Genomic DNA, 26,794 nt, shown 5'->3' on the forward strand with positions numbered 1-26,794 from the left:
CGACCTCGGGAGCCGCGCCTATCCAGATTCAAGGCGGCGAGACACTTCATTCTCAACGAAAAATGCGGCGTGCGGTCCTGTACTGCTCGCATGAGACGGCTTCGTCTCGCCACTCGCAAATCAGGCAGTGGTGGTGCGGCCGGGCCCGAAGCCAAGGAGCAAACTCATGATTGCATTGAAGGACAACGATCTGTTTCGCCAGCAAGCGCTGATCGGCGGCACCTGGCGGGATGCGAGCACGAAAGCCAGGGTCGATGTCATCGATCCTGCCAGCCAGAAAGTGCTTGGCACCATCCCCGATATGGGCCGAGACGAGACCAGGGCAGCAATCGACGCAGCGGCGGCTGCGTTCAAGCATTGGAAGACCAAGGCTCATGCAGAGCGTGCTGCGCTGCTGGAGCGTTGGCATGAGCTCATGCGACGCCATGAGCAGGATTTGGCCCTTCTGCTGACGCTGGAACAGGGCAAGCCGCTTGCTGAATCGCTCGGTGAGATCCGTTATGGGGCATCCTTCGTCAAATGGTTTGCCGAAGAGGCCCGCCGCATCAACGGATCGACAATCCCGGCACCTACCGTCGATCGCCGCATTCTGGTGCTGAAAGAACCAGTCGGCGTCTGCGGGATCATCACGCCCTGGAATTTCCCCAACGCGATGATAACGCGCAAGGTGGCACCAGCGCTTGCCGCGGGCTGCACAGTCGTGATCAAGCCATCTGAGTTTACGCCTTTTTCAGCTCTCGCCATCGCTGTTCTGGCTGAGCGGGCCGGAATCCCGGCGGGCGTGATCAACATCGTGACGGGCATGCCGGCGGAAATTGGCGCGGAGCTGATGGCCAACGAAACCGTGCGCAAGATCTCGTTCACCGGATCGACGCGCGTCGGCGCCTTGCTGATGAAAGGCGCCTCCGACAACATCAAGAGGCTCAGCCTCGAGCTCGGTGGCAACGCGCCGTTCATCGTCTTTGACGATGCCGATATCGACCGAGCGGTCGAGGGGGCGATTGCGTCAAAATTCCGCAATGGCGGGCAAACGTGCGTCTGCTGCAATCGCATCCTGGTGCAAGCTGGCATCTACGACGCCTTCGCCCAGAAGCTAGCCAGCCGGGTTTCGAAAATGAAGGTCGGTGCCGGTACGGAAGAGGGGGTCGCAATCGGTCCGATGATCAACGGCGCGGCGATCGAGAAGATCAAGCGGCACGTCGTGGATGCCCTGGACAAGGGCGCAAAGATCATCTCGGAGAGTGAGGCGGTGCCGGAAGGTCGGCAGTATGCGCGCCCTCTCGTGCTCGGCGGAGCGACGACCGAGATGCTCCTGGCTTCAGAAGAAACCTTCGGGCCGGTCGCACCGCTTTTCCGGTTCGAGACCGAGGACGAGGCGATTGCGATCGCCAACGGCACGCCCTTTGGCCTTGCCGCCTATTTCTACACGGAAAACCTCAAGCGTTCATGGCGTGTTGCCGAAGCGCTGGAATTCGGCATGGTCGGCCTGAACACCGGCCTGATCTCGACCGAGGTGGCGCCTTTCGGCGGTGTCAAACAGTCGGGCCTCGGACGCGAGGGATCCCAGCTCGGGATCGAAGAATATATCGAGACCAAGGCGCTCCATATCGGCGGGCTGGATTGAGCGGCCCATCAGGTCAATATCTGAAACAAGAAAAGGGGGCGATCGAACCGCCCCCTTTTCCTTCACAGTGCTCCGATTTCTATTGGAGCTCTCCAAGAGCTGAAACGCCGCGAGTGAACCTGAAAAGAATACGCTCACGCGCTCTTGCGCAGGGGCTCCAGGCCGACTGCCGCGGCAAGCCCGTCGATGCCGGCGACCTCGGTGTATTCATAGAAGGGGTTGGCGGGTTCGTGACCGCGGTTGACCCAGACCTTGCTCTTGATGCCGAGGTCGTAGGCGGTCATCAGGTCGTAGCGGAAGGAGGAGGAGACGTGGGTGATGTCCTCCGGGCCGCAGCCCAGCTTGTCCAGCATATACTCGAAGCCCTTCATATGCGGCTTGTAAGCGCCGGTCTCCTCCGCGGTGATGACCATGTGGAACGGAGCGCCGAGCTTCTCCACATTCGACATGATGAGATTCTTCATGGAGTTCGACAGGATGACCAGCGGAATCTCCCTGGCAACTTTGGCCAGACCCGCCGGGACGTCCGGATGCGGACCCCATGTGTGGATCTCCTCATTGATGCGCTGGGCATGTTCCGGTCGAAACGCGATGCCGTTGCGCTTGCATGCGCGCTCCAGCGCATTGTGCACGATCTCGAAGTACGGCTTCCACGCGCCGAGAACCTCGTCCAGGCGGTAGGCTGAAAAATCCTTGATCAGCTTTGCCATAGCCGTCGACGAGAGTTCGGAGCCATAGACTCTCCTTGCCGCGCCGGCCATGTCGAAATTGGTCAGCGTGCCGTAACAGTCGAAGGTGATGTACTTGGGTCTAAACGTTGCCATGGCTCGATCCTTTTTCGGTCCTCACGCACCGCGTTCCGGTACGATATGGATCATAGCGGGCAGGCGACCGGATAAAGCACCGCTGTCGCGGCGACCGAGAGCAGAATGTGTCGTATCGGATCGGCGCCGTGGCAGAGAGTTGTGTGAAAAGGCGCCTCCGACTTGTGCGCCAATGTCTTGTGCACCCCGATGCCCGCATAAGATGCGGCGCCGGTCGTCAATGATAGTCAAAATGCCCTTCGTCCATGTCCAGCCCGGGAGCAACTGCTGTCCTGGGCGTCTTACGTTGAGCTCCGAAGATATCGGGAGTGCCGCACAAGCATTGCGGTCGATCTGGAGGACGACATGTTGAGCAACTCGCTGATTGAACTCGATCGCGCGCATCTGATTCATCCGGTCTCATCCTATCGCAGCCATGAGGCGACGGGCGTCCGTGTGCTGAAGTCAGGAAAAGGCGCGACGCTGACCGATGTCTCGGGCCGTCAATTGCTGGACGGCTTCGCCGGCCTGTGGTGTGTCAATGCGGGCTACGGGCAGGACAGCATCGTCAATGCGGCTTTGAGGCAGCTGCGCGAACTGCCTTATGCGACGGGTTATTTCGGGTTGGGCTCCGACCCGGCCATCCGGTTGGCCGCAAGGCTGGCTGAACTGGCGCCTGGCGATCTGAACCATGTCTATTTCACCTTGGGCGGCTCCGACGCCGTCGACAGCACGATCCGCTTCATCCGGTACTATTATCATGCCGAGGGGAGGCCGCAGAAGGATCAGTTCATTTCCGTCGAATCCGGCTACCATGGATCGTCGACGGCAGGGGCCGGCTTGACCGCGCTGCCGGCCTTTCACGCGGGCTTCGGAGTGCCTTACAACTGGCAGCACAAAATTCCATCGCACTACGCCTATCGCAATCCTGTCGGTTCGCATCCCCAGGCTATCATTGCGGCATCGGTCGCCGCTCTGCGGGCCAAGATCGCCGAGCTCGGCGCCGACCGCGTCGCCGCCTTCTATGTCGAGCCGATACAGGGATCAGGAGGTGTCCTCGTTCCGCCGCCGTCTTGGCTGAAGGCGATGCATGCCGTTTGCAGGGAGCACGATGTTTTGTTCGTTGCCGATGAGGTCATCACTGGCTTTGGCCGTGTCGGTCCGCTCTTCGCCTGTGAAGAGGACGACGTCGTGCCGGATCTTATGACCACGGCAAAAGGCCTGACTTCGGGCTATGTGCCTATGGGGGCCGTTCTGATGTCCGACCGCGTCTACAACACCATTGCCGACGGCGCCGGCAAGGCGGCCGTCGGCCACGGCTACACCTATTCCGCACATCCTGTCAGTGCAGCCGTCGGGCTCGCGTGCCTGGACCTTTACGAAAGCGGCCTGCTGGAAAACGGCCGGAAGGCCGGGCATCGTCTGATGGAAGGGCTTCGCGCGCTTGTCGATCATCCGCTGGTCGGCGATATCAGGGGGCGCGGCATGCTGGCTGCGATCGAGCTCGTGACTGACAAGGAGCGCAAGACGCCGCTGCCGGCGGAAGCCGACGCGGCGCGTCGTATTTTCGACCGCGCATGGGACAACGGCCTCGTCATCCGCGCCTTTGCCCAGGGCGTGCTGGGCTATGCGCCGCCGCTCTGCTGCAGGGATGCGGACATCGACGGCATCATTGAGCGAACCAGGACGACGCTCGACCAGACGCTTGAAGACAAGGACATCCGCGCGGCCATGAAAGGGTAAGGACCGAGCCTGTCCTTTAGCCGTTGAATATGCTTTCGAGAGGCAGATGAGATTTCACGATCGGCGACTTCAGCACGACGAAACTGAAGTATTTGTCGATACCGATATCCATCTCGACCAGGCGCTCCATCATCGCCTGGTATTCGCTGATCCCTGCCGTGATGAACTTGACGAGATAGTCGTACCCGCCCGAAACGAGATGGCACTCGACCACGGAATCGATCTTTTCGATCGTCGTGAGAAAGCGCGCGAAATCGATCTGACGATGATTCTTGAGGGTGATTTCGGCGAAGACAGTCAGAGTTTGGCCGAGCTTGGAAACGTCAATCTGAGCGGAATAGCCGGTGATGAAGCCTTCCGTCTGGAGCCTCTTCACGCGCATCAGGCATGGGCTCGGAGAAAGATTGATCAGCTCTGCGAGCTCGACGTTGGAGATCCGCCCGTTCTTCTGCAGTTCGCATAAAATCCTGATGTCGATCTTATCAAGCTTCATAGCAATGCCATGAGATGGGGGCGACAACGGCGTCAAGGATTTGAGACTTCGGCGTCATATACATTGTCATAACATCAACCAGCATCTTTTCCCACCGGACGGTGGAAACTGCCTTTAGAACTCACTGACCTTGCCCCAGGCGCTCATTTTCAGCCGCTCCGGCCTGTAAGGGCGCGGGTCGACAATCGGCGGACTGCCCGTGATGATGTCGGCGATCACATGCCCCGCGCCCGGGCCAATTCCAAAACCGTGGCCGCTGAACCCCGCCGCAAGGATGAAGCCTGGAATGGATTCAACTTCGCCGATTGCCGGAATGCCGTCCGGTGTGCTGTCGATGTAGCCGGCCCAGACGTTTGAGATGGCGAGGTGCCGCAGCTCGGGCACCAGCTTGCACGCTCGCCGATGCGTCAGCCGAATCTGCCTCATGTCGGGGCGGGGATTGAGCGTTCGGTTCAGCTCCATCGGCGTCACCTCGTCGAGCCTCCATTTCGCCAGGGATTCGTGGCCTTGCCGCATGCCCTCGAAGGCCCCGGGGCTGAGGCTTCGCCAGCGGCGGGCGAACATGGGGAGGAATTCGCGGCCGAACCTGACCTGCTGCGGCGTCGGATCGACTCGCGCGCGCCCGCTGATGGCCAGCGCGTATCCGCCATTGCCGCGTCGCGTGGCCGACACGAGCCCTGCGTAAAGGGCATCAGGCAGGCCGGCCGCGCCCGGGGCCAGGGCGAGAATCGAAGAGCGCACGGATGCCTGCGGGAAGCGAATTCCCAGCTGGTTGCAGAACGAAGATGCCCACGCGCCTCCTGCCATGACGACCGTCTTCGTCCGGATCGTGCCCGCCTCGGTCACCACGCCGCTGACCCGGCCGGCACTGAGCTCGATGCCGCGCGCGGCGCAGAGCTGGTGCACCGTGCCACCCGCCGCAATGATCGCACGCGCGGCGATGGGGACGGCCTTTGAAGTATCCGCCGTCCCGTCTGTCGGCGAGAAGACGCCGCCCTTCCACTTGCGACCCGTCGCCTTGCCCCGACCGCTCGCCTCTTCCGAGCTCAACATATGCGTCGTGACGCCAACGGTCCTGGCGAAGTCGCGCCACTTGGCCCAGCCTGCCAGCTCATTCTCGTCGTTCGACAAATACAATAGGCCGCAGCGACGAAAGCCCGTGTCTTCACCCGTTTCCTGGGCAACTCGTTCCCAGAGATCGAGGCTCTTGGTCGCAAGCGGCAGCTCGCGTGCGTCGCGGTTCTGTTGGCGGCACCATCCCCAGTTGCGGCTGGACTGCTCGGCGGCGACGCGGCCCTTCTCGAGCAAGGCAACCTTGAGGCCGCGACGCGCGAGATAGTAGCTTGTGAACACGCCTACGACGCCGCCGCCGATGACGACGACGTCCGCTTCACGAGGAAGGGATGGACTGGATTCGATATGCAGGAGCGGCGCGCTCATCCGACAGGGATCTCCGATGGTCGCCGTAGCGTAACCGAGGAATTGCGGCAGCCCCCGCGGACTTTCGTCGTGAGACCGAATATCCTGCGGTTTACTGCCTTTGACGCAGGCAAATATTGCGAAAATACCTTGCTTGCGTCGCAGCGTGCAGGCGGCGAGACTGATGCACGTGCTCCTGCGATCCGTCGCGCGCCCTTCCTGGCAGGGGCCACGGAAGGCCTGGCGGCGCAGATTGAAATGCCAAATCGGACTTCGTTTTCAGAAGTTCGTGCTGCCCGGATGCTGCCTTTCGGCGACTCCGCGGTGATTGAAATCATCAAGATCGGCGGAACGGATCGAAGTCCATAGAGGCAACCCGCATGAGCCTTATCCAGGAGCAGATCTTGGCGGAAGCGATCAAGCTATGACGTCGGCGCCATCCATGCTTCGCTTCGATCGAACTGACCCGTTCGGTCGGCTCCGCGCTCCGAAGAAGAGTTCTTGCCTCTTGCGCGGGGAGGCCTGAATCATGTCGCAGCCTCCAATGGAGGAATGGCACGTCGAGCGTCAAATCATCGACCTGTCGAAGAAGCGTGGCAAGGCAAAGAACCGAAGGCGCGGCCCGCAGCAGGATGGCCGAACGAAGCTAAAAAGGGAGGGTGTTCCGATGGCCTCTGGCAAGCCGGCTGCAGCCCCCGTCGATGTCGCGCTCTCGGTGCGGGAGCTGAGCGTAAGTCTGCCGCAAGGAATGGAGCGGGCCTACGCCATCGAGAACATCTCCTTTGATCTGAAGCGCGGACAAATTCTCTGCATCATCGGGGAATCTGGATCGGGCAAGTCGGTCACCGCCAATGCGATCATGGGGCTTCTGCCGAAGGTGATCAGGGTCACCTCGGGGGCGATCCACCTGAATGGGACGAACATCGTAGGCCTCGCGCCTGAGAAGCTCCGCAGCCTGCGCGGCCGAGTCGTCTCGATGATCTTTCAAGACCCTCTCTCAGCGCTCAATCCGCTGATGACCGTGGGCGCGCAGATCGAGGAGGTGATGGCCTCGCACGACGTTGGCATGCCGGCCTCCCGTCGCAGCCGGGCCATAGACTTGTTGATTGAAGTGGGTCTGCCTGATCCGCAGCTCATGTATCACCAATATCCCTTCCGGCTTTCGGGCGGGCAGCGGCAGCGGGTGATGATCGCCATGGCTCTGGCCCTCGAACCTGCGATCCTGATCGCGGACGAGCCGACCACCGCACTCGACGTGACGACCCAGGCGCAGATCCTGCAATTGATCCGCGACATTCAACGCCGCAAGGGAATGAGCGTCATGTTCATCACCCATGATTTCGGCGTCGTCGCGGAGATTGCCGACCACGTTGTGGTGATGGAGAAGGGCCATTGCGTGGAGCAGGGCAGTGCCGCGCAGGTGCTGAAGTCGCCCGGTCATCTCTATACGCGCCGTCTGATCGCAGCCGTGCCCCACCTGACCGGCAAGGACCGCGTTCCCTCGGAAGCCGGGGAGCGAGCGTCGATCCTGAAGGTGGAATGCCTGGCAAAGACTTATCGCAGCGGCAGCGCGCTTTTCCGTACGCAGCGCATCGTGCCTGCGGTCAATGGGGTCAGCTTCGACCTCACGTCGAGTCGCACGCTCGGCGTCGTCGGGGAAAGCGGTTCGGGCAAGTCGTCGCTCGGTCGGCTGCTGATCAAGCTCATGGAGTGCGACGGCGGCTCGATTCTGTTCGAAGGCCGCGACATCGCCGGGCTTTCCGAAGCCGAGTTTCGGCCGCTACGGCCGAAGATCCAGATGATCTTTCAGGATCCTTTCGCATCGCTCAATCCGCGATCGACGGTCGGGCAAATTCTCACAGTCGGCCCGGTCGCGCATGGCATGCCTTATGACGAAGCTTGCGGGCGCGCGCGGGAGCTCCTGTCCCATGTCGGCCTGGATGCAGGCGCCTTTGAGCGCTATCCGCACGAGTTCTCCGGCGGGCAGCGCCAGCGCGTCGGCATCGCTCGAGCGCTGATGTTCAAACCAAAATTGCTGATTGCCGACGAGGCGGTCTCAGCGCTCGACGTATCGATCCAGGCCCAGATCTTGAAGCTGCTTGATCAGATCCAGCGGGAGACCGGCGTCTCGATGATCTTCATCACGCATGATCTGCGCGTCGCAAGCCAAATCTGCGATGAAATCGCCGTCATGCATCGAGGGCAAATCGTGGAACGCGGACCGCCGTCCCAGATATTCCTCGATCCGAAATCCACCTACACGCGAGAGCTGGTGGCAGCGATCCCGGGCGAGCAAGCCCGGACCATGCCCGAACATGCAGACTACGGCGGACAGCACAAGGGAGGAGAGACGTTATGACCAAGGGTTCTGCGACGACATCGAGCTACTCGCGGCGTGACGCTCTGCGCATGATGGCGATCGGCGGAGCTGCCGGTCTGATCGCGCCCAATCTATTGGGCAAGCCGGCCCACGCGCGCACTCCGACAAAGCCAACTGGCCGCGTGATCGTCGGCCTTGGACAAGAGCCGACCGTCTTCAATCCGCTGATGGCACACATTGAAGTCGATGATGGTGTGCATTTCTCGGTGTTCGACGCGCTCTTCCGCATCGACCCTCAAGGCGTCATTCAGCCCAATCTTGCCGTGGAAGTGCCGGACCAAAAGAACGGGGGTATTTCGGAAGACGGTCTCAAATGGCGCATTCGTTTGCGTGATGACGTCCGGTGGCACGACGGCAAGCCTTTCAGCGCCGAGGACGTCAAATTCACACTGGAACTGATCACGAGTCCCAACTTCCGGAGTTGGCGCACGGCTGGCCATGCTCTCGTGCGCGACATTACGGTGCTCTCGCCGACGGAGATCTCGTGGCGAATGGAGGAGGCCTTTGCGCCCTATCTGTCGTTCCTGACCGAAACCTTCATCGTCCCCAAGCACATCCTCGAGAAAGAGGCCAATCCGAACAACGCCGCCTTCAACCAGGCCCCGGTCGGCACCGGCGCCTTCAAGTGGGGCAAGAGGGTTGCTGGTGATCATCTCGAACTCGTTGCGAACACCGAATACTTCGGTGATGGCCCTCACATCGAGAGGCTGGTCTTCAAATACATTCCCGATCTCACGGTCCTCTACACCCAGTTCAAGAGCGGCGACATTGATCTCGTAGGTCAGCCCTACATCACGCCCGATCATTACGTGGAAGCCAAGACGCTGCCGAATCGGGTTGTGACGCTCCTCCCGAGGACCTCGTTCGAATCCTTCTACTTGAACCTCGAGCGCCCGCAGTTCAAGGAGCTTGCTGTTCGCGAGGCGCTCTACGCGGCGATCGACAAGGAGGCGATCATTCAGGGGCTCTATTACGGCGTGCCGACCCCGACGGAGACGTTCATGCCGAGGCAGTCCTTCTTCTTCAACGCCAACCTGCCCTTGCACCAATTCGACCTGAATCGCGCGGGCAAGATCCTCGATCAAGCCGGCTGGGCAAAGGGCGCGGACGGCATTCGTGCCAAGAACGGCGTTCGCCTGTCCTTTTCCAATTCGACCACGTCGGGCGATCCGCTTCGCGAGCAGCTGCAGCAGTTCCTGCAGCAGACCTTTGCGCAGCTCGGCGTCGAGATGAAGATATCGAACCTGCCGGCCGCCGTGATGTGGGGCGAGTTCTGGATGCAATCGCAGTTCGATTCCGTGATCGTCGGCAGCTCGTATCTAATTGGCGCCGATCCGGATGTCACCAATCGCTTGCACTCGCGCTCGATCGGAGCGAAGGGCGGCCGCGGCTCGAACAACGCGCAGTATGCAAATCCGGAGGTCGATGCACTCCTTGACAAAGGCGCACGCACCTTCGATCCCGAAGCGCGTCGCGCGATCTACTCTCGCGTGCAGGAACTCGTGCGCCGCGACCTGCCTTTCCTGCCGCTGTATCAGAGCAACTCGGTCGAAGGTCTCAAGAAGGGGATCAACGGATTCGTGCCGAATGGCAATACCCGCACCGAGTCCTGGAACGCGCTTGCCTGGTATTGGGCGAGCTGATGTCTTGCCGGACGGACCACGGCGGACGGCATTGTCACGCTAATGGAGGACTCGAATGTCCGCCTTCCTGCTGAATCGTCTCTTCCAGAGCATCGTGCTGCTGGTGATCGTCTCGATCATCGGTTTCACGGTTCTCAACCTCATGCCGGGCGGGCCCCTCGCCCAATTCGGGCTGGATCCCGGCATGACCCAGAAGGACGTCGAGCGGCTCGCTGCACAGTTGGGCCTCAATCGCCCACTGTGGATTCAGTATCTCGATTGGGCCTGGCGACTGATGCAGGGCGACTGGGGACACTCTTTCCGGGACGGCTCTTCCGTGCTTGCAGTGATCGGTCGCCATCTGCTGGCGACGCTGCTGCTGATGGGCACATCCACCGCATTGGCGATCGCGGCCGGCACGTGGATCGGGATCCGCGGTGCCACCCACCGCTATTCCCTCTTCGACTACTGCGCGACTGTCGGCGCCATGGTGGCGCTGTCCGTTCCGACGTTCTGGTTCGGCCTGATCGGCATCTACATCTTCACCCTGAAGCTGGGTTGGTTGCCCGCAGGCAACATGTACACGATCGGCGACGGCTCCGTCCTGGACTATCTGCATCACCTGATCTTGCCGAGCATGGTGCTGTCGCTCGTTCATGTCGCGATCTGGAGCCGTTACATGCGGACGGCGACGCTCGATGCGTTGAGTCAGGATTTCGTCAAGACGGCGCGGGCCAAGGGCGTGAGCGAGCGCCGCATCTTGCTGAAACATGTCATCGGCAATGCGCTGTTGCCGATGATCACGCTGGCAGGGATGCAATTGCCCAGCATTCTCACCGGCGCGCTGGTCACGGAGACCGTGTTCACCTGGCCGGGCATGGGGCGGCTGTTTCTCGACAGCCTTGGCTACAGCGACTATCCGGTCGTGATGGGGCTGTTGATCTTCTCGGCCATCCTGGTCGTGTTGGGCAATCTGATCGCAGACATCGTGATCGCAACCGTCGATCCGCGCATTCGCCTGGCCTGAGCCTGCGGACCCACGCCAGATAAGAGGAGCGAGTAGATATGACCGCCATCGTCGCGCACGCAGCTCCGACCCGCTGGTGGAACAGCCGCGCTGTTAACCGCTTCATGCGTCACCATCTGGCACTCCTGGGAATCGCGATGATCAGCCTGCTCGTGCTGGCGTGCGCCATCGGTCCCTATGCCTTGCCCTACGACTCGCTCCATATCGATCTGCGCGCCCGCTTTGCTCCGCCCCTGACAGGCCACCATTACTTCGGCACGGATCCTTTGGGGCGTGACCTCGCGGTGCGGCTGTTGATGGCCGGGCGCGTCTCGCTGGCGGTGGGATTCTCCGCGATGTTGCTGTCGACGTTGATCGGTACGCTCGTCGGCGTGACGGCCGGCTATCGCGGGGGCTGGGTCGGGGCCGCACTGATGCGGATGGTGGATGGCTTCCTATCCTATCCCTCGATCTTCCTCGTGCTGGCGCTCGCCGCAACGCTGCGCCCGAGCCCGGTGATGATCACGGTGATCATTGCCGTCACGAGCTGGATGGAGACGGCGCGAATTGTCGAGGCCGAGGTCCGTTCGCTGCGCGAGCGCGAGTTCGTCCAGGCTGCGCGCATGGTCGGACTTAGCAGGGCGCACATCATGTTCCGCGAGATCCTGCCAAATGCCATGGGGCCAATCATCGTCGCCGCTAGTCTGGCCGTCGCGCGCGCGATCCTTCTGGAGGCCTATATCAGCTTTCTCGGCTACGGCATCCAGCCGCCGCTGCCCAGCTGGGGCAACATGCTCAATGGCGCCCAGCAATATCTGGCGAGCGCTCCCTGGCTCGCCATCATTCCCGGTGCCGCGATTACGATTGCGGTAACGAGCTTCAATTTCATCGGTGACGGTCTGCGAGATGCCCTCGACGTTCGAAACGACCACATCTGAACGATTTCAACCGAGTCGCGGCTGAACCCAGCAACCATACGAGAAGAAAAGCCATGCACGCGCCGAGAGTTGCCGAGAAGGCCACGCCCTATTGGTGGGAAGCCGCGCCGCTTAAGCCGCCGCCTCAGCAGCCAATAGCCAAGAAGCTCGACGTGTTGATCGTGGGCGCGGGCTATGCAGGGCTCTCGGCCGGTCTGGTGCTAGCGCGCGAGGGCCGCTCAGTTGCGGCCTATGATGCTATGGACCCTGGCGAAGGAGCTTCGACGCGCAACGGCGGTATCACCAGCGGATCCATTCGGCCCGACTACGCGACGCTCACGCGCCGGTTCGGAGAAGAGAAGGCGCTGGCGATCGAGGCGGAAGGCAAGGCCGCGCGCGAGTTCCTGTACGATTTCATCAGGACGGAAGGCCTCGCCTGCGACTTCCAGCCGGTGGCGCAGTTCAAGGGCGCCTTCGGCTATGAACAATACGAAGCCATGGCGCGGACCGCGGAGCGGCTCGCAAAGAAACTTGGGATCGAAGCGTACGCAGTTCCCTATGCCGAGCAGCGCAAGTACATCGGCACCAATGTCTATCGCGGCGGTTCGGTTCGGATGGATATCGGCGGACTGCACCCGGCGAAATTCCACGCCGAACTGCTGCGGGTCGCGCTCGCTTCCGGATTGACAGTCCACGCGCGGACGCCCGTGATCTCGATCGACAGAGATGGCTCCGGCTTCCGCGTCTTCACCGCGGCCGGTCCGGTGCAGGCGCGTCAGGTGCTGGTGTGTACCAACGGTTACACCGATGGCGCCGCGCCCTTCCTGCGCCGTCGGCTGGTCCCGGTTCGCAGCCGGATCATTGCGACGGAGGAGCTTGCGCCCGAAGTCATGGCGCGGCTGATGCCGAAACGCATGATGATCACCGAGAACCGGGAGGTCGGCTTCTATTATCGGCCCTCGCCTGATGGCAAACGCATCTTGCTCGGCGGCCGCGACAGCTCTCGGGTCGGCGACCCCGTCGCCCCGAAGCTGCTTCTGCGCAAGGGCCTGGTGAATCTGTTCCCTGAGCTGGAGGCCGTTCGCCTCTCACGCTGCTGGTTCGGCCATGTGGCCATGAACCGCGACATGATTCCGCGCATCTTCGAGAAGGAAGGTATCGTCTATGCCAGCGGCTTCTGCGGGTCGGGCGTGGTCTGGGCGCCATGGGTCGGTATGCATGCGGCCCACAAGCTCATGGGACACGAAGAGCGGGCGCGCACCGCGTTCGACTTCAGGCCTCCGGCCTTCATCCCGTTCTATCGAGGCAATCCGTGGTTCATGCCTGCCTTCATTCAGGGCTACCGGATGCGTGACCGGATCGCGATGTGGCGCGCCAGCCGTTGATGGCCGGCAGCGCAGCTTACAACCCAGGGCGTGAATTCCGGAGGCACTTCCGCCTCTCGAAAGAAGATGACGATGCAGTACGTGTCCACGCGCGGCCATTCAGGCCGCAAGCAATTCTGCGAGGCATTGCTTGAAGGCCTCGCCCCGGATGGCGGGCTGTACGTCCCGGAGACCTATCCTCGCGTGGACCACGCCACGCTGGATGCGTGGCGTACGCTGTCCTACGCCAACCTGGCTTTCGAGATCCTGTCACTCTATGTCGGCGATATTCCCTCCGCCGACCTGAAAGCCATCTGTGCAAAGACCTACACGCCGGAGATATTCGGAAAGTCTGACATCGCGCCGCTGCGAAAGCTGGAGATGGGACTTTATCTCCAGGAGCTGTCGAATGGTCCCACGCTGGCGTTCAAGGACATGGCCATGCAGTTGCTCGGCAATCTGCTCGAGTACGAGCTGACGCGCCGGCAGGAGAACTTGAATATTCTTGGTGCGACCAGTGGCGATACTGGAAGCGCCGCAGAATACGCCATGCGCGGCAAGAAAGGGGTGCGGGTGTTCATGCTCTCGCCCCGCGGACGAATGAGCGCCTTTCAACAAGCTCAGATGTTCAGCCTCCAGGACCACAACATCCACAACATCGCGATAGATGGCGTCTTCGACGATTGCCAGGACATCGTCAAGCGGGTGGCGAGCGATCTGGAGTTCAAGCAGCAATACAAGATCGGTGCGGTGAATTCGATCAACTGGGCGAGGCTGCTTGCGCAGGTCGTCTATTACTTTTCCGGTTACCTGCAGGCGTTCGAACGGGGACCGGCAGGCGTAAGCTTTACGGTACCTTCAGGGAACTTCGGAAACATCTGCGCCGGCCATGTTGCGCGCATGATGGGACTTCCGATATCCCGCCTGGTCGTTGCGACCAACGAGAACGACGTGCTGGACGAGTTTTTCCGCACCGGCGTGTATCGCGCTCGGAGCCGGGCCGACACTCTCGAAACGTCGAGCCCCTCGATGGACATTTCCAAGGCATCGAATCTCGAGCGGTTCGTCTTCGACTTGGTCGGTCGCGACGCCGGTCGGACGAAAGCGCTGCTTGATGGTCAGCTCAGGGAACGGGGTGGGTTCGACCTGAGTGGAGATCCCCGATTCGCGGGGGCGGCCGCCAGGTTTGGCTTTCGAAGTGGCAAGAGCAGCCATGCTGATCGGGTGGCGGCGATCCGCGATACGTGGAAGCGTTACCACACTGTGATCGACCCGCACACGGCGGATGGCGTCACAGTCGCGCGCACACACGCCTCCGCCGAGGAGGCAATGATCGTGCTCGAAACTGCACTGCCAATCAAATTCGCGGCGACGATCAAGGAAGCGTTGGGGAGCGAGCCGGGTCTTCCAGAACGGTACAAGGGCCTGGAAGAACTGCCGAGGCGCGTCAAAGTCCTCCCCCCGGACGCACGGGCAGTCAAGGACTACATCGCCGAGATTGTGACCAGCTGAACGGCCGCTTGGGATCGAGGACAATCATGGCCGTGTTTACGGAATTGTCATTCGACGAGGTGACGGCGTTCTTTCGAGCGCTGGGACTCGCCACGCCTCGTTCACTTCGTGGGATTACCGGAGGGATCGAAAACACGAACTACTTCGTCGATACGGACGGCGAGGCCTATGTGCTCACCTTGTTTGAGCGTCTCACATCCGGGCAATTGCCGTTTTACCTGCACTTGATGAAGCATCTTGCGGCTCGCGGCTTGCCCATGCCGGATCCGGTTGCTGACGCGCATGGCGTGATCCTTCACTCGCTGAGGGAGCGGCCCGCGGTGGTCGTCAACAGGCTTCCTGGTGCGAGCGAGGCAGAACCTACGGCCGCCCATTGCAGTTCCGTCGGGGAGTGCCTGGCGCGCCTGCACTTGGCCGGGAGCGATTATCCACGACAACAAGACAATCCGCGGGGGCTTTAATGGTGGAACGAGGTCGTGCCGGTGCTCGGCCGCTACGTATCCGCCGGACAACGCTCGTTACTCTCGGCTGAACTGAACTTTCAGAAAGAGCTCGCTTTGTCCTCGACTTACAGGCAACTTCCCAGGGGGCCGATCCACGCCGATCTCTTCCGCGACAACGTGTTGTTCGAGAGGGGGCGCCTGTCCGGCGTCATTGATTTCTATTTCGCCGGATGCGACACGTTTCTGTTCGATATAGCGGTGTGCCTCAACGACTGGTGCGTCGATGGCCTCACCCGCCGCCCCAATGTCGAGCGAGCCGCCGCTTTCCTGGGTGCCTATGAGAGCGTCCGACCGCTGACTTCCTCCGAACACAAGCTGCTTCCTGCGATGCAGCGCGCTGCGGCATTCCGGTTTTGGCTGTCGCGCCTATGGGATGTGCACCTGCCTCGGCAGGCTGCGCTCCTCAAGCGACATGATCCCAGCCGCTTCGAGCGAATCTTGCTCATGCTCCGGGGAGAGTTCGCATTATCATGATCGTCCAATTTGCGGCAGCGAGGATGGAGGGTACGATGGCGCCGACCTTAGAAGGCCGAATTCGCGAGCTTCTTTCGCAGATCCAGGCGGAGGGCCTCTACAAGCATGAGCGGCTGATCACTGGCGCGCAAGCGGGCCGGATCCGCGTTGTTTCGAAGTCCTCCGAGCGCGAACTCGTCAATCTTTGCGCGAACAACTATCTGGGTCTTACCGATCATCCCGAAGTCATCGCAGCCGCAAAGCGAGGCCTGGATGAGTTCGGGTTTGGCATGGCATCCGTGCGCTTCATCTGCGGTACGCAAACCCTGCACCGCGAACTCGAGCGCACGATCGCTCGCTATCTGGACAAGGATGACGCCATCCTGTTCGCGGCCTGCTTCGACGCCAATGGCGGGGTCTTCGAACCGCTTCTAGAGACCGACGACGCCATCATTTCTGATTCTCTCAATCACGCTTCAATTATCGACGGAGTGCGTCTTTGCAAGGCGAGGCGCTACCGCTTCGCCAACGGCGACATGAACGAGCTCGAGGACCGGCTCAAGGAGGCGGACAGGGACGGAGCCCGGTTCAAATTGATCGCCACTGACGGCGTGTTCTCGATGGACGGATACGTGGCCAAGCTCCCCGCCATTTGCGCCTTGGCCGAGAGGTACGGTGCTGTCGTCATGGTCGATGATTGCCATGCCACCGGTCATCTCGGCGAAGCAGGTCGCGGCACGCCGACGCTGACGGGCGCAAGGAGGCAGGTCGAGATTGTCACGGGGACGCTCGGTAAGAGCCTCGGCGGCGCGATGGGAGGCTTCGTCGCGCCGTCGCAACCGTTCGTCGATCTGCTTCGACAGCGAGCGCGTCCATATCTCTTCTTCAACAGCCTCGCCCCGGCAGTGGCGGCGGGATCGATCAAGGCGATCCAGATCGCGGAAACAGCCGACGACCGCCGGCAGCTTCTTGCTGCGCATACACGGCGCTTTCGGTCGGGCTTGGAAAAGCTGGATTCGAGCTGCTCGCGGGAGAGACGCCAATCATTCCGGTCATGCTGCACGACGCGCGCCTGGCGCAGGATATGGCAGCCGCGCTGGATGAACGCGGCATCTACGTCGCCGCGTTCTTCTATCCCGTCGTCCCCAAAGGAAAGGCGCGGATCAGGACACAGATGTCCGCCGCCCTGAGCGAAAAGGACGTTGAACAGGCCGTCGACGCTTTCGCCGACGCCGGCAAAGCGCTTGGCGTGATTTGATGGTTACAAAGGTGCTCTCATGAAAGCTCTTGTCAAAGCAGCCGCCGAACCCGGGCTCTGGCTCGACGAACGGGGGATTCCGCAGATCGGACCGGATGACGTTCTCATCAAGATCAACAAGACCGGGATCTGCGGCACGGATATCCATATCTACGCCTGGGATGAGTGGGCGCAGCGGACCGAGCCTGTCCCGATGGTCGTCGGCCATGAATATGCAGGCGAGATCGCCGAAGTGGGCGCGAACGTCACGCGTTTCGGGTGAGGGCCATGTTGTCGGCATGAGCAGCCGCGCTGCGCGAGGAGGGCGGTTTCACCTGGATCCTGAAACCAAGGGCATCGGTGTCAATATTCCCGGAGCTTTTGCCGAATATCTGCGTTTGCCCGCCTTCATGTCGTGCCGCTCCCTGATGCGATCGATGACGAGATCGGGGCCATCCTCGATCCGCTCGGCAACGCCGTCCACACCGCGTTGTCGTTCGACCTCGTCGGCGAGGATGTGCTCATCACCGGGGCAGGTCCCATTGGCATCATGAGCGCAGCCAGGCATGTCGGTGCGCGGCACGTCGTGATTACCGACGTCAATCCGCATCGTCTGGCATTGGCATCTGGTGTCGCTGACGTCGTTCCCGTCGACGTGAGCAAGGAAGATCTTCGGTCTGTAGCGCAGTGCCTCGGCATGAAGGAAGGGTTCGATGTCGGGCTGGAGATGAGCGGTGCGCCGGCCGCGTTCGACCAAATGGTTGAAAATCTGGTGATGGGCGGCAAGATCGCCATGCTTGGTATCCCTGCTCGACCCGCGACTGTCGACTGGACCAAGCTTGTCTTCAAGACGCTCACCGTCAAGGGAATCTACGGTCGAGAGATGTTTGAGACCTGGCACAAGATGCTCGCAATGCTCGAGAGCGGTCTCGACATCCGCAAAATCATAACGCACCGCCTGCCGGTCACAGAGTTCAAGACCGGATTTGAGATCATGCGCACCGGCAACTGCGGCAAGATCGTGCTGGACTGGAAGGCGTGAATACGCCCTTCGAGAGGGCTCCTGTCGCGGAACAGCAGATTGAACTGCTGCCGCATCATCAATGAAATTATATGCCGAACTTTGCGCCAGTCCGGCTGCGTAATGCTGTCGGACCGAAGTTACGCTGCGAACTGCGCGGGGATCATGAGATGGCCTCACGCGGTCAGGCGCTGGCCATCAGGCCTGCAACCCGAGCAAGAGACGTTGACCGATCATGACAGCCGCAGCTTATCCAGTCGGGCAGCGCGACAATGAGGACGTGGCCCTGCTTCCTTTCGCCAGAGCGCATCTGGAAGGCGCCCTGAAGCTCTCGCAGGAGATGTCCTGGCCCTACCGCATCGAGGATTGGGATGTCGCGCTGCAGTTGGGCCATGGCTTTGTTCTGCAGCGCGACGGGACGGTGATCGGAACCGCGGCGTGGTGGCCATACGGCGAGACTCATGCGTCCGCCGGCATGATCATCGTTGCAAAGGCCGCTCAGGGTCGTGGCTATGGGGCCCGGCTGATGGATGCGTTGCTGACGTCCGCGCGCCCGCGGACCATCGCGCTGAATTCGACGCCGGAAGGCATGACGCTGTATCGCCGCCGTGGCTTCGTCCCGATCGGGATCATCCACCAGCATCACGGAATTCCCCGCCAAAGCCAAGGAACGCCGCGATCAGGCCTCAGACCAATGGCCGCATCGGAGTTCGAGGCGATCGCGCGGCTCGACCGCGCGGCTACAGGGTTGGAGCGGCGGCAGTTGCTGAATCGGCTGTTTGACAGCGGTGACGGCTATGTCCTGGTGCGTGACGGCTTGCTTTGCGGATACGCCATCTCTCGCCTTTTCGGGCGTGGGCATGTCATCGGTCCCGTCGTGGCCGAAAGCCCGACCGATGCGCGCGCGCTGATCGAATTCACGATCGCGCGGCTCGGGCCTGTCTTCGTCCGGATCGATATTCCAGCCTCCTCGCAACTCGGGGAATGGCTCGAAAGCATCGGCCTCCAGCAGGTTAGTGATGCCACCACCATGGTGCTGGGGACGCCGGCTCCATGGACCGGACCGGCCCGCATGTTCGGGCTCGCCAACCAGTCATTCGGCTAAGGGATATCGGGATGCTGCGCGTGGAGATAGACAGGACGGATGTCCCGAACGCCGGGCCGGGCGAGACGGCCGCAACGATTGGTGCGCTGGCAACACCGGCTCTCCTGCTCGACAAGGACAGGCTGGATCGCAATCTCGCGCGCCTGTCTTCTCGCATGGCTCGGCAAGGCGTCGTGCTGCGTCCTCATCTGAAGACGGCGAAATCCATCGACGTCGCCCAACGCGCCCATCGGTCCGGGGCGGGACCAATCACTGTCTCCACCTTGGCGGAAGCGGAATATTTCGCGCAGCACGGCTTCCGGGACATGACCTATGCCGTAGGACTTGCTCCTCTCACCGCCGACAGAGCAATGCGCCTGCGGAAAGCAGGCATCGACATCAAGGTGCTGCTGGATTCGCCTGAGCAGGCGGTCGTGCTTGGCGCGGCCGGTCGCGCAGCCGGTGTGACACCATCCGCCTTCATCGAGATCGACTGCGACGGTCACCGCGGGGGGCTGACGGCGACCGATCCGAAGCTCATCGCCGTCGCGGCGGCGCTCGCCGAGGCCGGCGTCAAGATCGCCGGCATTCTCACCCATGCCGGCGAATCCTACGGCCTCAGCACGCCCGCCGCCCTTGTCGCGGCAGCGGAGAACGAGCGCGCCTTGGCCGTCGCCGCCGCAACGACATTGCGTGCGGCCGGGCACCAATGCCCCATCGTGAGCGTCGGCTCCACCCCGACGGCCCATTTCGCCGAAGACCTGACCGGCGTCACGGAAATTCGGGCCGGCGTCTACATGTTCTTCGATCTGCTGATGCACGGCATCGGTGTCTGCGCCACCGATGACATCGCCATCTCGGTGCTCGCCACCGTGATCGGCAAGAAGCCCGAGAAGAGTTGGATTTTGGTCGATGCAGGCTGGATGGCGCTGTCGCGCGACCGCGGCACCGCGGCGCAGCGGGTCGACCAGGGGTACGGTCTGGTCTGCGATGTGGCCGGCAAGGTCTATTCAGACCTGATTGTTTCGCATGCGAGCCAGGAGCACGGCATCCTCGCCATCAGGCCCGGCTCGGGTCAGGCTTTGCCCGACCTTCCGATCGGCGCGAAGGTCAGGATTTTGCCCAATCACGCCTGTGCAACGGCGTCGCAACACGAACTGTACAACGTCGTCTCCGCCGGCAGCGACGCGATCGAAGCACGATGGCCACGGATGCGCGGCTGGTAGGCTGTCGAAAGGATCGCTTCCAATGACCTCGCCCCTTCGACACCTGACGGAAGCCGGCTTCCTCGGAAAATTCTACATCGACGGAGAATGGCGGAAGCCGATCGGATCAGTCGCGGCAGCAGCAACCGTCGTCAATCCGGCGACGGAACAGCCGATCGCTGAGGTCGCGCTCGGCGATGACGATGACGTGGACTGCGCCATCGCAGCCGCCAGACGAGCCTTCGCCGGCTGGTCCATGACCGCGCCTGCTGAGAGAGCGGCGCTGCTCGACCGGATTCACGCCTTGCTCCTTGAGCGGCTGGAGCTGTTCGCGCAGGTCCTTATGTGCGAGATGGGAGCTGCCATCACCTATGCCCGGCGCGCTCAGGTGCCGCTGGCCGCCGAACATATCCGTGTCGCCCGCGACAATCTCGCGAATTATCCGTTCATCGCCGCGCGCGGCAGCACGGCGATCATGCGCGAGGCGATCGGTGTCTGCGGGCTCATCACCCCTTGGAACTGGCCTCTCTACCAGATCACGGCCAAGGTCGGCCCCGCGCTCGCGGCTGGTTGCACGGTGGTGTTGAAGCCGAGCGAATTGTCGCCGCTGAGCGCCTTGCTATTCGCTGAGGTCATGGGCGATGCCGGTTGTCCGCCCGGCGTCTTCAACCTCGTTAATGGAACAGGTCCGATCGTCGGCACTCGTCTGGCGTCGCATCCGCAGGTGGACATGATCTCGATCACCGGCTCGACGCGCGCCGGCGTTCTCGTCGCGCAGGCGGCAGCGCCCACCGTCAAGCGCGTTGCCCAGGAGCTCGGCGGCAAGTCGCCGAATATCATCTTGCCGGACGCCGATCTCAGCCGTGCTGTTCCGCTCGGCGTCGGTGCCGCCTTCCGCAATCTAGGCCAATCCTGCAGCGCACCGACGCGCATGCTCGTGCCTCGCTCACACATGGAAGAGGTCGAGACCTTGGCGGCCGCTGCCACTTCAGAACTGGTGGTCGGCGATCCCCTTGCGGAAAGCACGACTCATGGCCCGATTGCCAACCGGCCGCAGTTCGAGCGCGTGCAGACTATGATCGATGTCGGTCTGAAGGAAGGCGCCAAGCTCGTCATCGGCGGGCCGGGGCGGCCCGACGACCTTCAGATTGGCTTCTATGCGCGTCCGACCATCTTCTCGGACGTCCGTCGCGACATGCGGATTGCGCAGGAGGAGATCTTCGGCCCGGTGCTGGCGATCATTCCCTACGAGTCGGTCGACGAGGCGATCGCGATCGCCAACGACACCGTCTACGGCCTCGGCGCCCATGTGCAGGGCACTGATATGGAGACGATGCGGATCGTCGCCGGGCAGATCCAGTCGGGTCAAGTTCATCTCAATTATCCTGACTGGGACCCCAATGCTCCCTTTGGCGGCTACAAGCGTTCCGGCAACGGTCGCGAATACGGCCGCGAGGGCATGGAGGAGTATCTGGAGACCAAGGCCGTTCTCGGATTTTACCGGTGAACGCCAGCGATCTACCGGAGCAATCGATTCAGATCGGGGAATTTCAGCATGTTTCCGAAAGGATCGAACGCGGCGAATTGGTTTTGAACGCAATCGGCGCGGTCCTCGAGGGGGCCCGCCGCCCTTCGCCGAACTGGGACTCGGTCGGGCATGAGCAGCTTCGTTCAATCAAGCGGCCAAAAACCCGAGCATCTTGCGAAGTCCGAGATGATTTCAGCACATTGTATCGAGCGCACGGTGCGATGAAGGGCTGATCGGAACTTGCTTTTCGCATTCCTGGCAGCCGAGGTTCGTCGGAACATGTCGCCCCACGTCGAGCGCATTCACAGCGATGAGCGTCTCCCGGCCGAGGCCGACGTCGTCATCGTCGGTGGCGGCATCCTCGGCTCTACGGCCGCCTATTTCCTGGCGAAGCGCGGCCTCTCCGTAGCGCTCCTCGAGAAGGGCCACGTTGCCTGTGAGCAATCGAGCCGAAACTGGGGTTGGTGCCGCCAGCAGAACCGCGACCGGCGCGAACTGCCGCTCTCGGTGATCTCCATGCGGCTGTGGGACGAGCTCACGCGCGATATCAATCGGGACCTCGGATTTCGTCGCTGCGGTCTCGTCTATGCGACCCACGACGAGGCTGTGCTCGCCGGCTGGGAAAAGTGGCGCGAGGTCGCCAGGGAGTACGACGTCGATACCCGCGTGCTGAGTCGGGCGGAGGTGGCCGAGCGCGTTCCCGAAGCGCGCGACAAATGGGTCGGCGGGACCTATTCGGAGCGAGACGGCAAGGCCGAACCTGCGCTCGCCGCGCCGGCTATCGCTGAGGGGGCCAGAGTTCTGGGCGCCACGATCCACCAGGGATGTGCCGCGCGGACGCTCGACTTGGCCAATGGCAAGATTGCGGGCGTGCACACGGAAAAGGGCTACATCAGAACCAACGCGGTGCTGTGCGCCGCCGGCGCCTGGTCCTCGCGCTTCCTTCGGCCGCTTGGGGTCAGTTTCCCCCAAGCGAGCATCCGGCAGACCGCGCTGCGTTCCACCCCGACAATCAACATAGGCGAGGCGATCTCCACACCCTACTGCACGATCACGCGCCGACTGGACGGCAGCTACACGCTTGCGATCAGCGGCAAGGCGAACCTCGAAATCACGCCCCAGGCGATCCGGTATAGCCGGGAATTCATGCCGCAGTTCTTGCGTCGCCTGAAGAACGTCAGGCTCGGCATCGGCCGATCGTTCGTTTCGGGGCCGGATTCGATGCCGGCGCTGCTGACCAACGATGATCGGATCTTCGAGCAGAATCGCGTGCTGGATCCTCCGCCCTTGAAATGGCTGGTGAGCCAAGTGGTGGAGAGCGTCCGGAAAACCTTCCCCCAACTCGGCAAAATAGAGATCGATAGCGCCTGGGGCGGCTTCGTCGACTGCACGCCGGATGCAGTGCCCGTGGTATCGCAGGTGGACGGGGTGAAAGGCCTGGTTCTCGCGGCGGGCTGCTCGGGTCACGGCTTCGGTTTGGGGCCGGGACTCGGCTATCTGGCCGCAGAGCTCGTCGTAAACGACACGCCTTGCGTCGATCCCACACCGTTCCGGCTGTCGCGTCTGGTCGACGGCTCGAAGCTGGACATCGCCGCCATCTGAAGATCGAGCCGGCGACCGAACAGGTCGCGGCCTGATCGCGATTTAGCAGTTCCTAAAGGGCGTTTCCTCCCCAACTTGAGCCACTCCTTTGGGAGTGGCTCTTTCTTTATGGCAAGACGATTCGGCTGATCGAGGTGACTCGGCCGAAGATGCATCGTTTGGGCGTCGACGTAAGCATCGCCAGCTCGCCGGCCGATGGTTCAACGGGCAGACTTCTCTCCCAACGGACGAACGACCGCGCCGGCGTTCATGATGTCCGCCGGATCAAAGGCGGTCTTGATCCGGCGCATCGCCGCGATACGCCCGACATCGCCGTACCGCTCCAGAAGGTGCTTCTTGAAACGACCGACGCCGTGCTCTGCGCTGAACGTGCCGCCGAGCGCCGCGGCGGTGTCGTAGAGTTGCAGCGACAGGCTGCCTTCGATTTCGCTTGGTGAACTCCAGCCGGTCGACATCGGGAGGAACGAGCACGTTGTAGTGCAGATTGCCGTCGCCGACATGGCCGTAGACGGACAGTTCAAGGTCGGCGTCGTACGATCGCACCTGCGAGCCGGCCAGATTGAGAAAGCGCTGAATGGAGGAAAGCGGTACCGAGATGTCGTGCTTGACCGATCCGTTCCGGCGCTTCTCGCCCTCGGGGATAGTCTCGCGGAGCCGCCACATTGCGGTCCGCTGCGATCCGCTCTGCGCCAGCAGGCGTCCTCGATCCATCCGGACTCGATCGCCTCGGCCAGAACAGCTTCCATCAGTTCGTCGAGATCGAGATGGCGTGAGGAAGACGCGAACTCGACGAGGACGGGGCCTGCTGGGCCTGCTCGAAGGGAGGGCGGGTCAGTCATTGCTTCGGTCGCGAGCGCGATGGATCTGGCCGCCATGAATTCGAACGTGGTCAGCAGGTCTGCGGATTCGCGACGCACCAACGCGAGAAGCTCGGCGAGCGGCGCGCCGTTCGCGAGCTTCAGCCACGCAGTCGCGCGGCGGGCCGGCAAAGGCGCGAGACGCAACACTGCGCCGGTGACGATGCCGAGAGTCCCCTCGCTTCCGACGAAGCACTCTAGCCGGTGTTGTTCTTCCGCAGCTTACGCATGTCGGAGACCACCGTGCCGTCCGCCAGCACCGCCTCGATCCCGAGCAGCAGATCGCGCGTCATCCCGTACCTGACGACTGACAGCCCGCCGGCGTTCGTGCCGATGTTACCGCCGATCTGGCAACTGCCTTCCGCGGCGAGGCTGAGCGGCAACAGAAGCCCGACATCCGCCGCAGCGTTCTGCACATTTTTTTGAATGGCGTCGGCGTCGACGGAGATCGTCATGGAGATCGGTTCGATTTCGCGGATCATGTCCATCCGCTCGAGGCTCAAGATGATCTGCCCTCCGGAAGCATCTGGCGTCGCGCTTCGGCTATCAGTGTAGGCCCGAAGTTTTCGGTGGCCTTTCTGAGAACGCTAGCATCCGCCGCGAACAGCAATCCGCAAGCCTTCTTTCTCTATCGTAGCCAAAACTACTATCCGGGCCATGCAATGCTAGGCGTGTGAAGAGCAGCGCGGTACTTTCCGGCCGAAGCAAATAGATCAACAAAGGTTGGGCGCGATCAGCGGCGGTACTGCGCGCAGTCACCCGGTACTGCAACGCAGTACCGGGGACCGAAAAAACGAATAGACTGATTGATGTCCGAAGTGCTAACAGAATCAGCATGTTAGCGCATCGATTTTGCATTGCACCCATGATGGATTGGAGTGAGAGTTTAAGTTCTTCAATGACTTAGAAGGTGGCGTGTGCACGATGTGTGCACTGGGAAATCAAGAAAAATCTCACCACAGGTAACGTGAGCAGGCCTGGCGCTTGGGCCGGATCCGGATTTCCGAGGCAGGAGGCGGGCGAGTGCTTACGTGCAGTCTCAGCTGTTCGACGCGAAATGAACGAAAATCGAGGATTTGACTCGCACTCTCTCCGCGATTGGCGCAGTCGCCGCAAATTGCGGTAGCAGGCGCGTCGGCCCGCTAGTCGCGCCTGCGCGCGCGTAGTTTGCGGAAATGATCGCCAGCGTGATGGGAAGAGCGCGTCAACGGCGTCGCAGATACGAGCAGAAATCCCTTAGCATAGGCGATCTTCTCATAGGCGTCGAATTCGTCGGGCGTCACAAAGCCAACCACAGGATGATGCTTTCGAGTGGGCTGCAGATACTGGCCAATAGTTAGGAAATCCACGTCTGCGGAACGTATATCGTCCATCAATTGCAGCACCTCGTTCCTGGTCTCACCGAGGCCAACCATGATCCCGGACTTGGTGAATATCTGCGGATCGAGTTCCTTCACGCGTTGCAGCAGTCGGACCGAATGGAAATAGCGCGCTCCCGGGCGCACGGTCAGATATTTCGAGGGCACCGTTTCCAGATTGTGATTGAACACGTCGGGCTTCGCCGCCACGACCGTTTCGAGCGCCCTGTTTGCGCAAAAAATCCGGCGTCAGGATTTCGATTGTCGTGCCGGGGCTCGCTGCGCGGATCGCGGCGACGGTCGCAGCAAAATGCGCCGCCCCGCCATCGGCAAGATCGTCGCGATCGACCGACGTGACGACCACGTGCTCGAGCCCGAGCTTGGCGACTGCTTCGGCGACCCTGGCGGGTTCATCGGCATCGAGCGGGCCGGGCAGGCCGGTGCGCACGTTGCAGAATGCGCAGGCGCGCGTGCAGGTGTCCCCCATGATCATGAAGGTCGCGTGCTTCTTCGCCCAGCATTCGCCGATGTTGGGGCATCCGGCTTCCTCGCAGACGGTCACGAGCTTGTTTTCGCGCACGATGCGTCTCGTCTCGGCCCAGGCGTCTGAGCCCGGTGCCTTCACGCGGATCCACGCCGGCTTGCTCTGCAAGGGCGTCTCCGGGCGGTTCACCTTCTCGGGGTGGCGCGGCGCGTCCGGTCGCAGCTTCGCGCGCGGATCTTTGTCGAGGAGATCGAGCAGGGCGGTCATCTGGTCAACCTCGTGTTGCGCGAGAAGACGACGGCGCCTAGGATCCGGCGCCGGCAAACTGGCTTGCGAGAAAACTGCAAAGGCCTCCGGCCGCAGACATTCGTTGTTCGAACCGAGTAAGTCAAATCGATCGTCAAGCGCACATGCGCCGACCTTTTTCCAGACGCATCGCTAGGGTTCGGCCTTTGCTCACGTCGGCTGTGCCCAGCGTTTGCTGGACAGCTCAACGATCCGATCTTTCGGGCGGAACCGGCAGCTCGTTTTCCGGAGCTTCAGACAAGTGCGGGCCCATAACATCGGCGCGGTCGGGCG

19 protein-coding genes and 5 pseudogenes are annotated in these 26,794 nt (G+C 61.9%); 17 read left to right on the plus strand and 7 right to left on the minus strand.

Going from position 1 to position 26,794, the window contains the following annotated elements:
- Positions 1 to 166: 166 nt before the first annotated feature.
- A complete protein-coding gene (locus tag LRP30_RS15695; protein ID WP_249760933.1) occupies positions 167 to 1,624 on the plus strand; it encodes an NAD-dependent succinate-semialdehyde dehydrogenase in 1,458 nt (485 codons plus the stop codon).
- A gap of 134 nt (positions 1,625 to 1,758) precedes the next feature.
- Here the strand turns inward: LRP30_RS15695 and LRP30_RS15700 are convergent, their stop codons facing one another.
- Entirely contained in the window at positions 1,759 to 2,448 is a 690-nt protein-coding gene (locus tag LRP30_RS15700) for a haloacid dehalogenase type II (RefSeq protein ID WP_249760934.1), read from the minus strand.
- A 345-nt stretch (positions 2,449 to 2,793) separates the two neighbouring features.
- Between LRP30_RS15700 and LRP30_RS15705 the strand changes: the two genes are divergently transcribed.
- Entirely contained in the window at positions 2,794 to 4,170 is a 1,377-nt protein-coding gene (locus LRP30_RS15705; RefSeq protein WP_249760935.1) for an aspartate aminotransferase family protein, read from the plus strand.
- A 16-nt stretch (positions 4,171 to 4,186) separates the two neighbouring features.
- On the opposite strand, the gene LRP30_RS15710 is transcribed toward LRP30_RS15705, so the two are convergent.
- Both LRP30_RS15710 and LRP30_RS15715 read right to left on the minus strand, forming a co-directional pair.
- Entirely contained in the window at positions 4,187 to 4,663 is a 477-nt protein-coding gene (locus tag LRP30_RS15710; RefSeq protein WP_128934601.1) for an Lrp/AsnC family transcriptional regulator, read from the minus strand.
- 114 nt (positions 4,664 to 4,777) lie between these two features.
- The gene (locus tag LRP30_RS15715; RefSeq protein WP_249760936.1) at positions 4,778 to 6,103 is read right to left on the minus strand and encodes an FAD-binding oxidoreductase; all 1,326 of its coding nucleotides are present in this window, start codon (positions 6,101 to 6,103) and stop codon (positions 4,778 to 4,780) included.
- A gap of 69 nt (positions 6,104 to 6,172) precedes the next feature.
- Between LRP30_RS15715 and LRP30_RS15720 the strand changes: the two genes are divergently transcribed.
- The 15 genes and pseudogenes from LRP30_RS15720 (at position 6,173) to LRP30_RS15790 (ending at position 23,516) form a co-directional block, all read left to right on the plus strand.
- Positions 6,173 to 6,451 carry a hypothetical protein gene (locus LRP30_RS15720; protein ID WP_249760937.1) on the plus strand — a complete coding sequence of 93 codons (279 nt, stop codon included), beginning with the start codon at positions 6,173 to 6,175 and terminating at the stop codon, positions 6,449 to 6,451.
- 298 nt (positions 6,452 to 6,749) lie between these two features.
- Positions 6,750 to 8,441: an ABC transporter ATP-binding protein gene (locus LRP30_RS15725; RefSeq protein WP_249761766.1), complete on the plus strand. Its 1,692-nt coding sequence runs from the start codon at positions 6,750 to 6,752 to the stop codon at positions 8,439 to 8,441.
- Complete coding sequence (locus LRP30_RS15730; protein WP_128945529.1) at positions 8,438 to 10,105, plus strand: peptide ABC transporter substrate-binding protein; 1,668 nt, start codon at positions 8,438 to 8,440, stop codon at positions 10,103 to 10,105. Before LRP30_RS15725 ends, LRP30_RS15730 begins: the two co-directional genes overlap by 4 nt.
- A gap of 55 nt (positions 10,106 to 10,160) precedes the next feature.
- The gene (locus LRP30_RS15735; protein WP_249760938.1) at positions 10,161 to 11,111 is read left to right on the plus strand and encodes an ABC transporter permease; all 951 of its coding nucleotides are present in this window, start codon (positions 10,161 to 10,163) and stop codon (positions 11,109 to 11,111) included.
- 38 nt (positions 11,112 to 11,149) lie between these two features.
- Complete coding sequence (locus LRP30_RS15740; RefSeq protein WP_249760939.1) at positions 11,150 to 12,028, plus strand: ABC transporter permease; 879 nt, start codon at positions 11,150 to 11,152, stop codon at positions 12,026 to 12,028.
- A gap of 53 nt (positions 12,029 to 12,081) precedes the next feature.
- The gene (locus LRP30_RS15745; RefSeq protein ID WP_249760940.1) at positions 12,082 to 13,392 is read left to right on the plus strand and encodes an FAD-binding oxidoreductase; all 1,311 of its coding nucleotides are present in this window, start codon (positions 12,082 to 12,084) and stop codon (positions 13,390 to 13,392) included.
- A gap of 72 nt (positions 13,393 to 13,464) precedes the next feature.
- Positions 13,465 to 14,883, plus strand: a complete 1,419-nt coding sequence (gene thrC, locus LRP30_RS15750; RefSeq protein ID WP_249760941.1) for a threonine synthase — start codon at positions 13,465 to 13,467, stop codon at positions 14,881 to 14,883.
- A 26-nt stretch (positions 14,884 to 14,909) separates the two neighbouring features.
- Positions 14,910 to 15,860, plus strand: a pseudogene (locus LRP30_RS15755) (homoserine kinase).
- Between the two features lie 35 nt (positions 15,861 to 15,895).
- Positions 15,896 to 17,097: pseudogene (locus tag LRP30_RS15760) on the plus strand (glycine C-acetyltransferase).
- Between the two features lie 19 nt (positions 17,098 to 17,116).
- Positions 17,117 to 18,118: pseudogene (gene tdh / locus LRP30_RS15765) on the plus strand (L-threonine 3-dehydrogenase).
- Positions 18,119 to 18,332: 214 nt separating this feature from the next.
- Complete coding sequence (locus LRP30_RS15770; RefSeq protein WP_249760942.1) at positions 18,333 to 19,202, plus strand: GNAT family N-acetyltransferase; 870 nt, start codon at positions 18,333 to 18,335, stop codon at positions 19,200 to 19,202.
- Between the two features lie 11 nt (positions 19,203 to 19,213).
- Positions 19,214 to 20,407 carry an alanine racemase gene (locus LRP30_RS15775; protein ID WP_249760943.1) on the plus strand — a complete coding sequence of 398 codons (1,194 nt, stop codon included), beginning with the start codon at positions 19,214 to 19,216 and terminating at the stop codon, positions 20,405 to 20,407.
- 22 nt (positions 20,408 to 20,429) lie between these two features.
- The gene (locus LRP30_RS15780; protein WP_249760944.1) at positions 20,430 to 21,893 is read left to right on the plus strand and encodes an aldehyde dehydrogenase family protein; all 1,464 of its coding nucleotides are present in this window, start codon (positions 20,430 to 20,432) and stop codon (positions 21,891 to 21,893) included.
- Positions 21,890 to 22,147, plus strand: a complete 258-nt coding sequence (locus tag LRP30_RS15785) for a hypothetical protein (protein ID WP_249760945.1) — start codon at positions 21,890 to 21,892, stop codon at positions 22,145 to 22,147. The genes LRP30_RS15780 and LRP30_RS15785 overlap by 4 nt, the downstream gene beginning before the upstream one ends.
- Positions 22,148 to 22,193: 46 nt before the next feature.
- Positions 22,194 to 23,516, plus strand: a complete 1,323-nt coding sequence (locus tag LRP30_RS15790) for an FAD-binding oxidoreductase (protein ID WP_249760946.1) — start codon at positions 22,194 to 22,196, stop codon at positions 23,514 to 23,516.
- A 200-nt stretch (positions 23,517 to 23,716) separates the two neighbouring features.
- Here the strand turns inward: LRP30_RS15790 and LRP30_RS44960 are convergent, their stop codons facing one another.
- From LRP30_RS44960 to lipA, 4 genes and pseudogenes are all read right to left on the minus strand, one after another.
- On the minus strand, positions 23,717 to 23,971 hold the full coding sequence (locus LRP30_RS44960) for an FAD-linked oxidase C-terminal domain-containing protein (protein ID WP_256477663.1): 255 nt from the start codon (positions 23,969 to 23,971) through the stop codon (positions 23,717 to 23,719).
- A gap of 52 nt (positions 23,972 to 24,023) precedes the next feature.
- Positions 24,024 to 24,227 (minus strand): annotated as a pseudogene (locus LRP30_RS44965) (FAD-linked oxidase C-terminal domain-containing protein); the annotation flags it as partial.
- 343 nt (positions 24,228 to 24,570) lie between these two features.
- Complete coding sequence (locus LRP30_RS15800) at positions 24,571 to 24,876, minus strand: FAD-binding oxidoreductase (protein WP_249760947.1); 306 nt, start codon at positions 24,874 to 24,876, stop codon at positions 24,571 to 24,573.
- A gap of 639 nt (positions 24,877 to 25,515) precedes the next feature.
- Positions 25,516 to 26,482, minus strand: a pseudogene (lipA, locus tag LRP30_RS15805) (lipoyl synthase).
- Positions 26,483 to 26,794: the final 312 nt, after the last annotated feature.

This window comes from Bradyrhizobium sp. C-145 (assembly GCF_023375135.1).
Taxonomy (GTDB): domain Bacteria; phylum Pseudomonadota; class Alphaproteobacteria; order Rhizobiales; family Xanthobacteraceae; genus Bradyrhizobium; species Bradyrhizobium zhanjiangense.

What these genes read in the sequence shown, in the direction of transcription:
- LRP30_RS15745 (WP_249760940.1), top strand. Translation starts at nt 12,082, where the DNA reads ATGCACGCGCCGAGAGTTGCCGAGAAGGCCACGCCCTATTGGTGGGAA.
- LRP30_RS15705 (WP_249760935.1), top strand. Translation starts at nt 2,794, where the DNA reads ATGTTGAGCAACTCGCTGATTGAACTCGATCGCGCGCATCTGATTCAT.
- LRP30_RS15775 (WP_249760943.1), top strand. Translation starts at nt 19,214, where the DNA reads ATGCTGCGCGTGGAGATAGACAGGACGGATGTCCCGAACGCCGGGCCG.
- LRP30_RS15700 (WP_249760934.1), bottom strand. Translation starts at nt 2,448, where the DNA reads ATGGCAACGTTTAGACCCAAGTACATCACCTTCGACTGTTACGGCACG.
- thrC (WP_249760941.1), top strand. Translation starts at nt 13,465, where the DNA reads ATGCAGTACGTGTCCACGCGCGGCCATTCAGGCCGCAAGCAATTCTGC.
- LRP30_RS15730 (WP_128945529.1), top strand. Translation starts at nt 8,438, where the DNA reads ATGACCAAGGGTTCTGCGACGACATCGAGCTACTCGCGGCGTGACGCT.
- LRP30_RS15740 (WP_249760939.1), top strand. Translation starts at nt 11,150, where the DNA reads ATGACCGCCATCGTCGCGCACGCAGCTCCGACCCGCTGGTGGAACAGC.
- LRP30_RS15715 (WP_249760936.1), bottom strand. Translation starts at nt 6,103, where the DNA reads ATGAGCGCGCCGCTCCTGCATATCGAATCCAGTCCATCCCTTCCTCGT.
- LRP30_RS15770 (WP_249760942.1), top strand. Translation starts at nt 18,333, where the DNA reads ATGACAGCCGCAGCTTATCCAGTCGGGCAGCGCGACAATGAGGACGTG.
- LRP30_RS44960 (WP_256477663.1), bottom strand. Translation starts at nt 23,971, where the DNA reads ATGTCGACCGGCTGGAGTTCACCAAGCGAAATCGAAGGCAGCCTGTCG.
- LRP30_RS15780 (WP_249760944.1), top strand. Translation starts at nt 20,430, where the DNA reads ATGACCTCGCCCCTTCGACACCTGACGGAAGCCGGCTTCCTCGGAAAA.
- LRP30_RS15735 (WP_249760938.1), top strand. Translation starts at nt 10,161, where the DNA reads ATGTCCGCCTTCCTGCTGAATCGTCTCTTCCAGAGCATCGTGCTGCTG.
- LRP30_RS15790 (WP_249760946.1), top strand. Translation starts at nt 22,194, where the DNA reads ATGTCGCCCCACGTCGAGCGCATTCACAGCGATGAGCGTCTCCCGGCC.
- LRP30_RS15710 (WP_128934601.1), bottom strand. Translation starts at nt 4,663, where the DNA reads ATGAAGCTTGATAAGATCGACATCAGGATTTTATGCGAACTGCAGAAG.
- LRP30_RS15725 (WP_249761766.1), top strand. Translation starts at nt 6,750, where the DNA reads ATGGCCTCTGGCAAGCCGGCTGCAGCCCCCGTCGATGTCGCGCTCTCG.
- LRP30_RS15695 (WP_249760933.1), top strand. Translation starts at nt 167, where the DNA reads ATGATTGCATTGAAGGACAACGATCTGTTTCGCCAGCAAGCGCTGATC.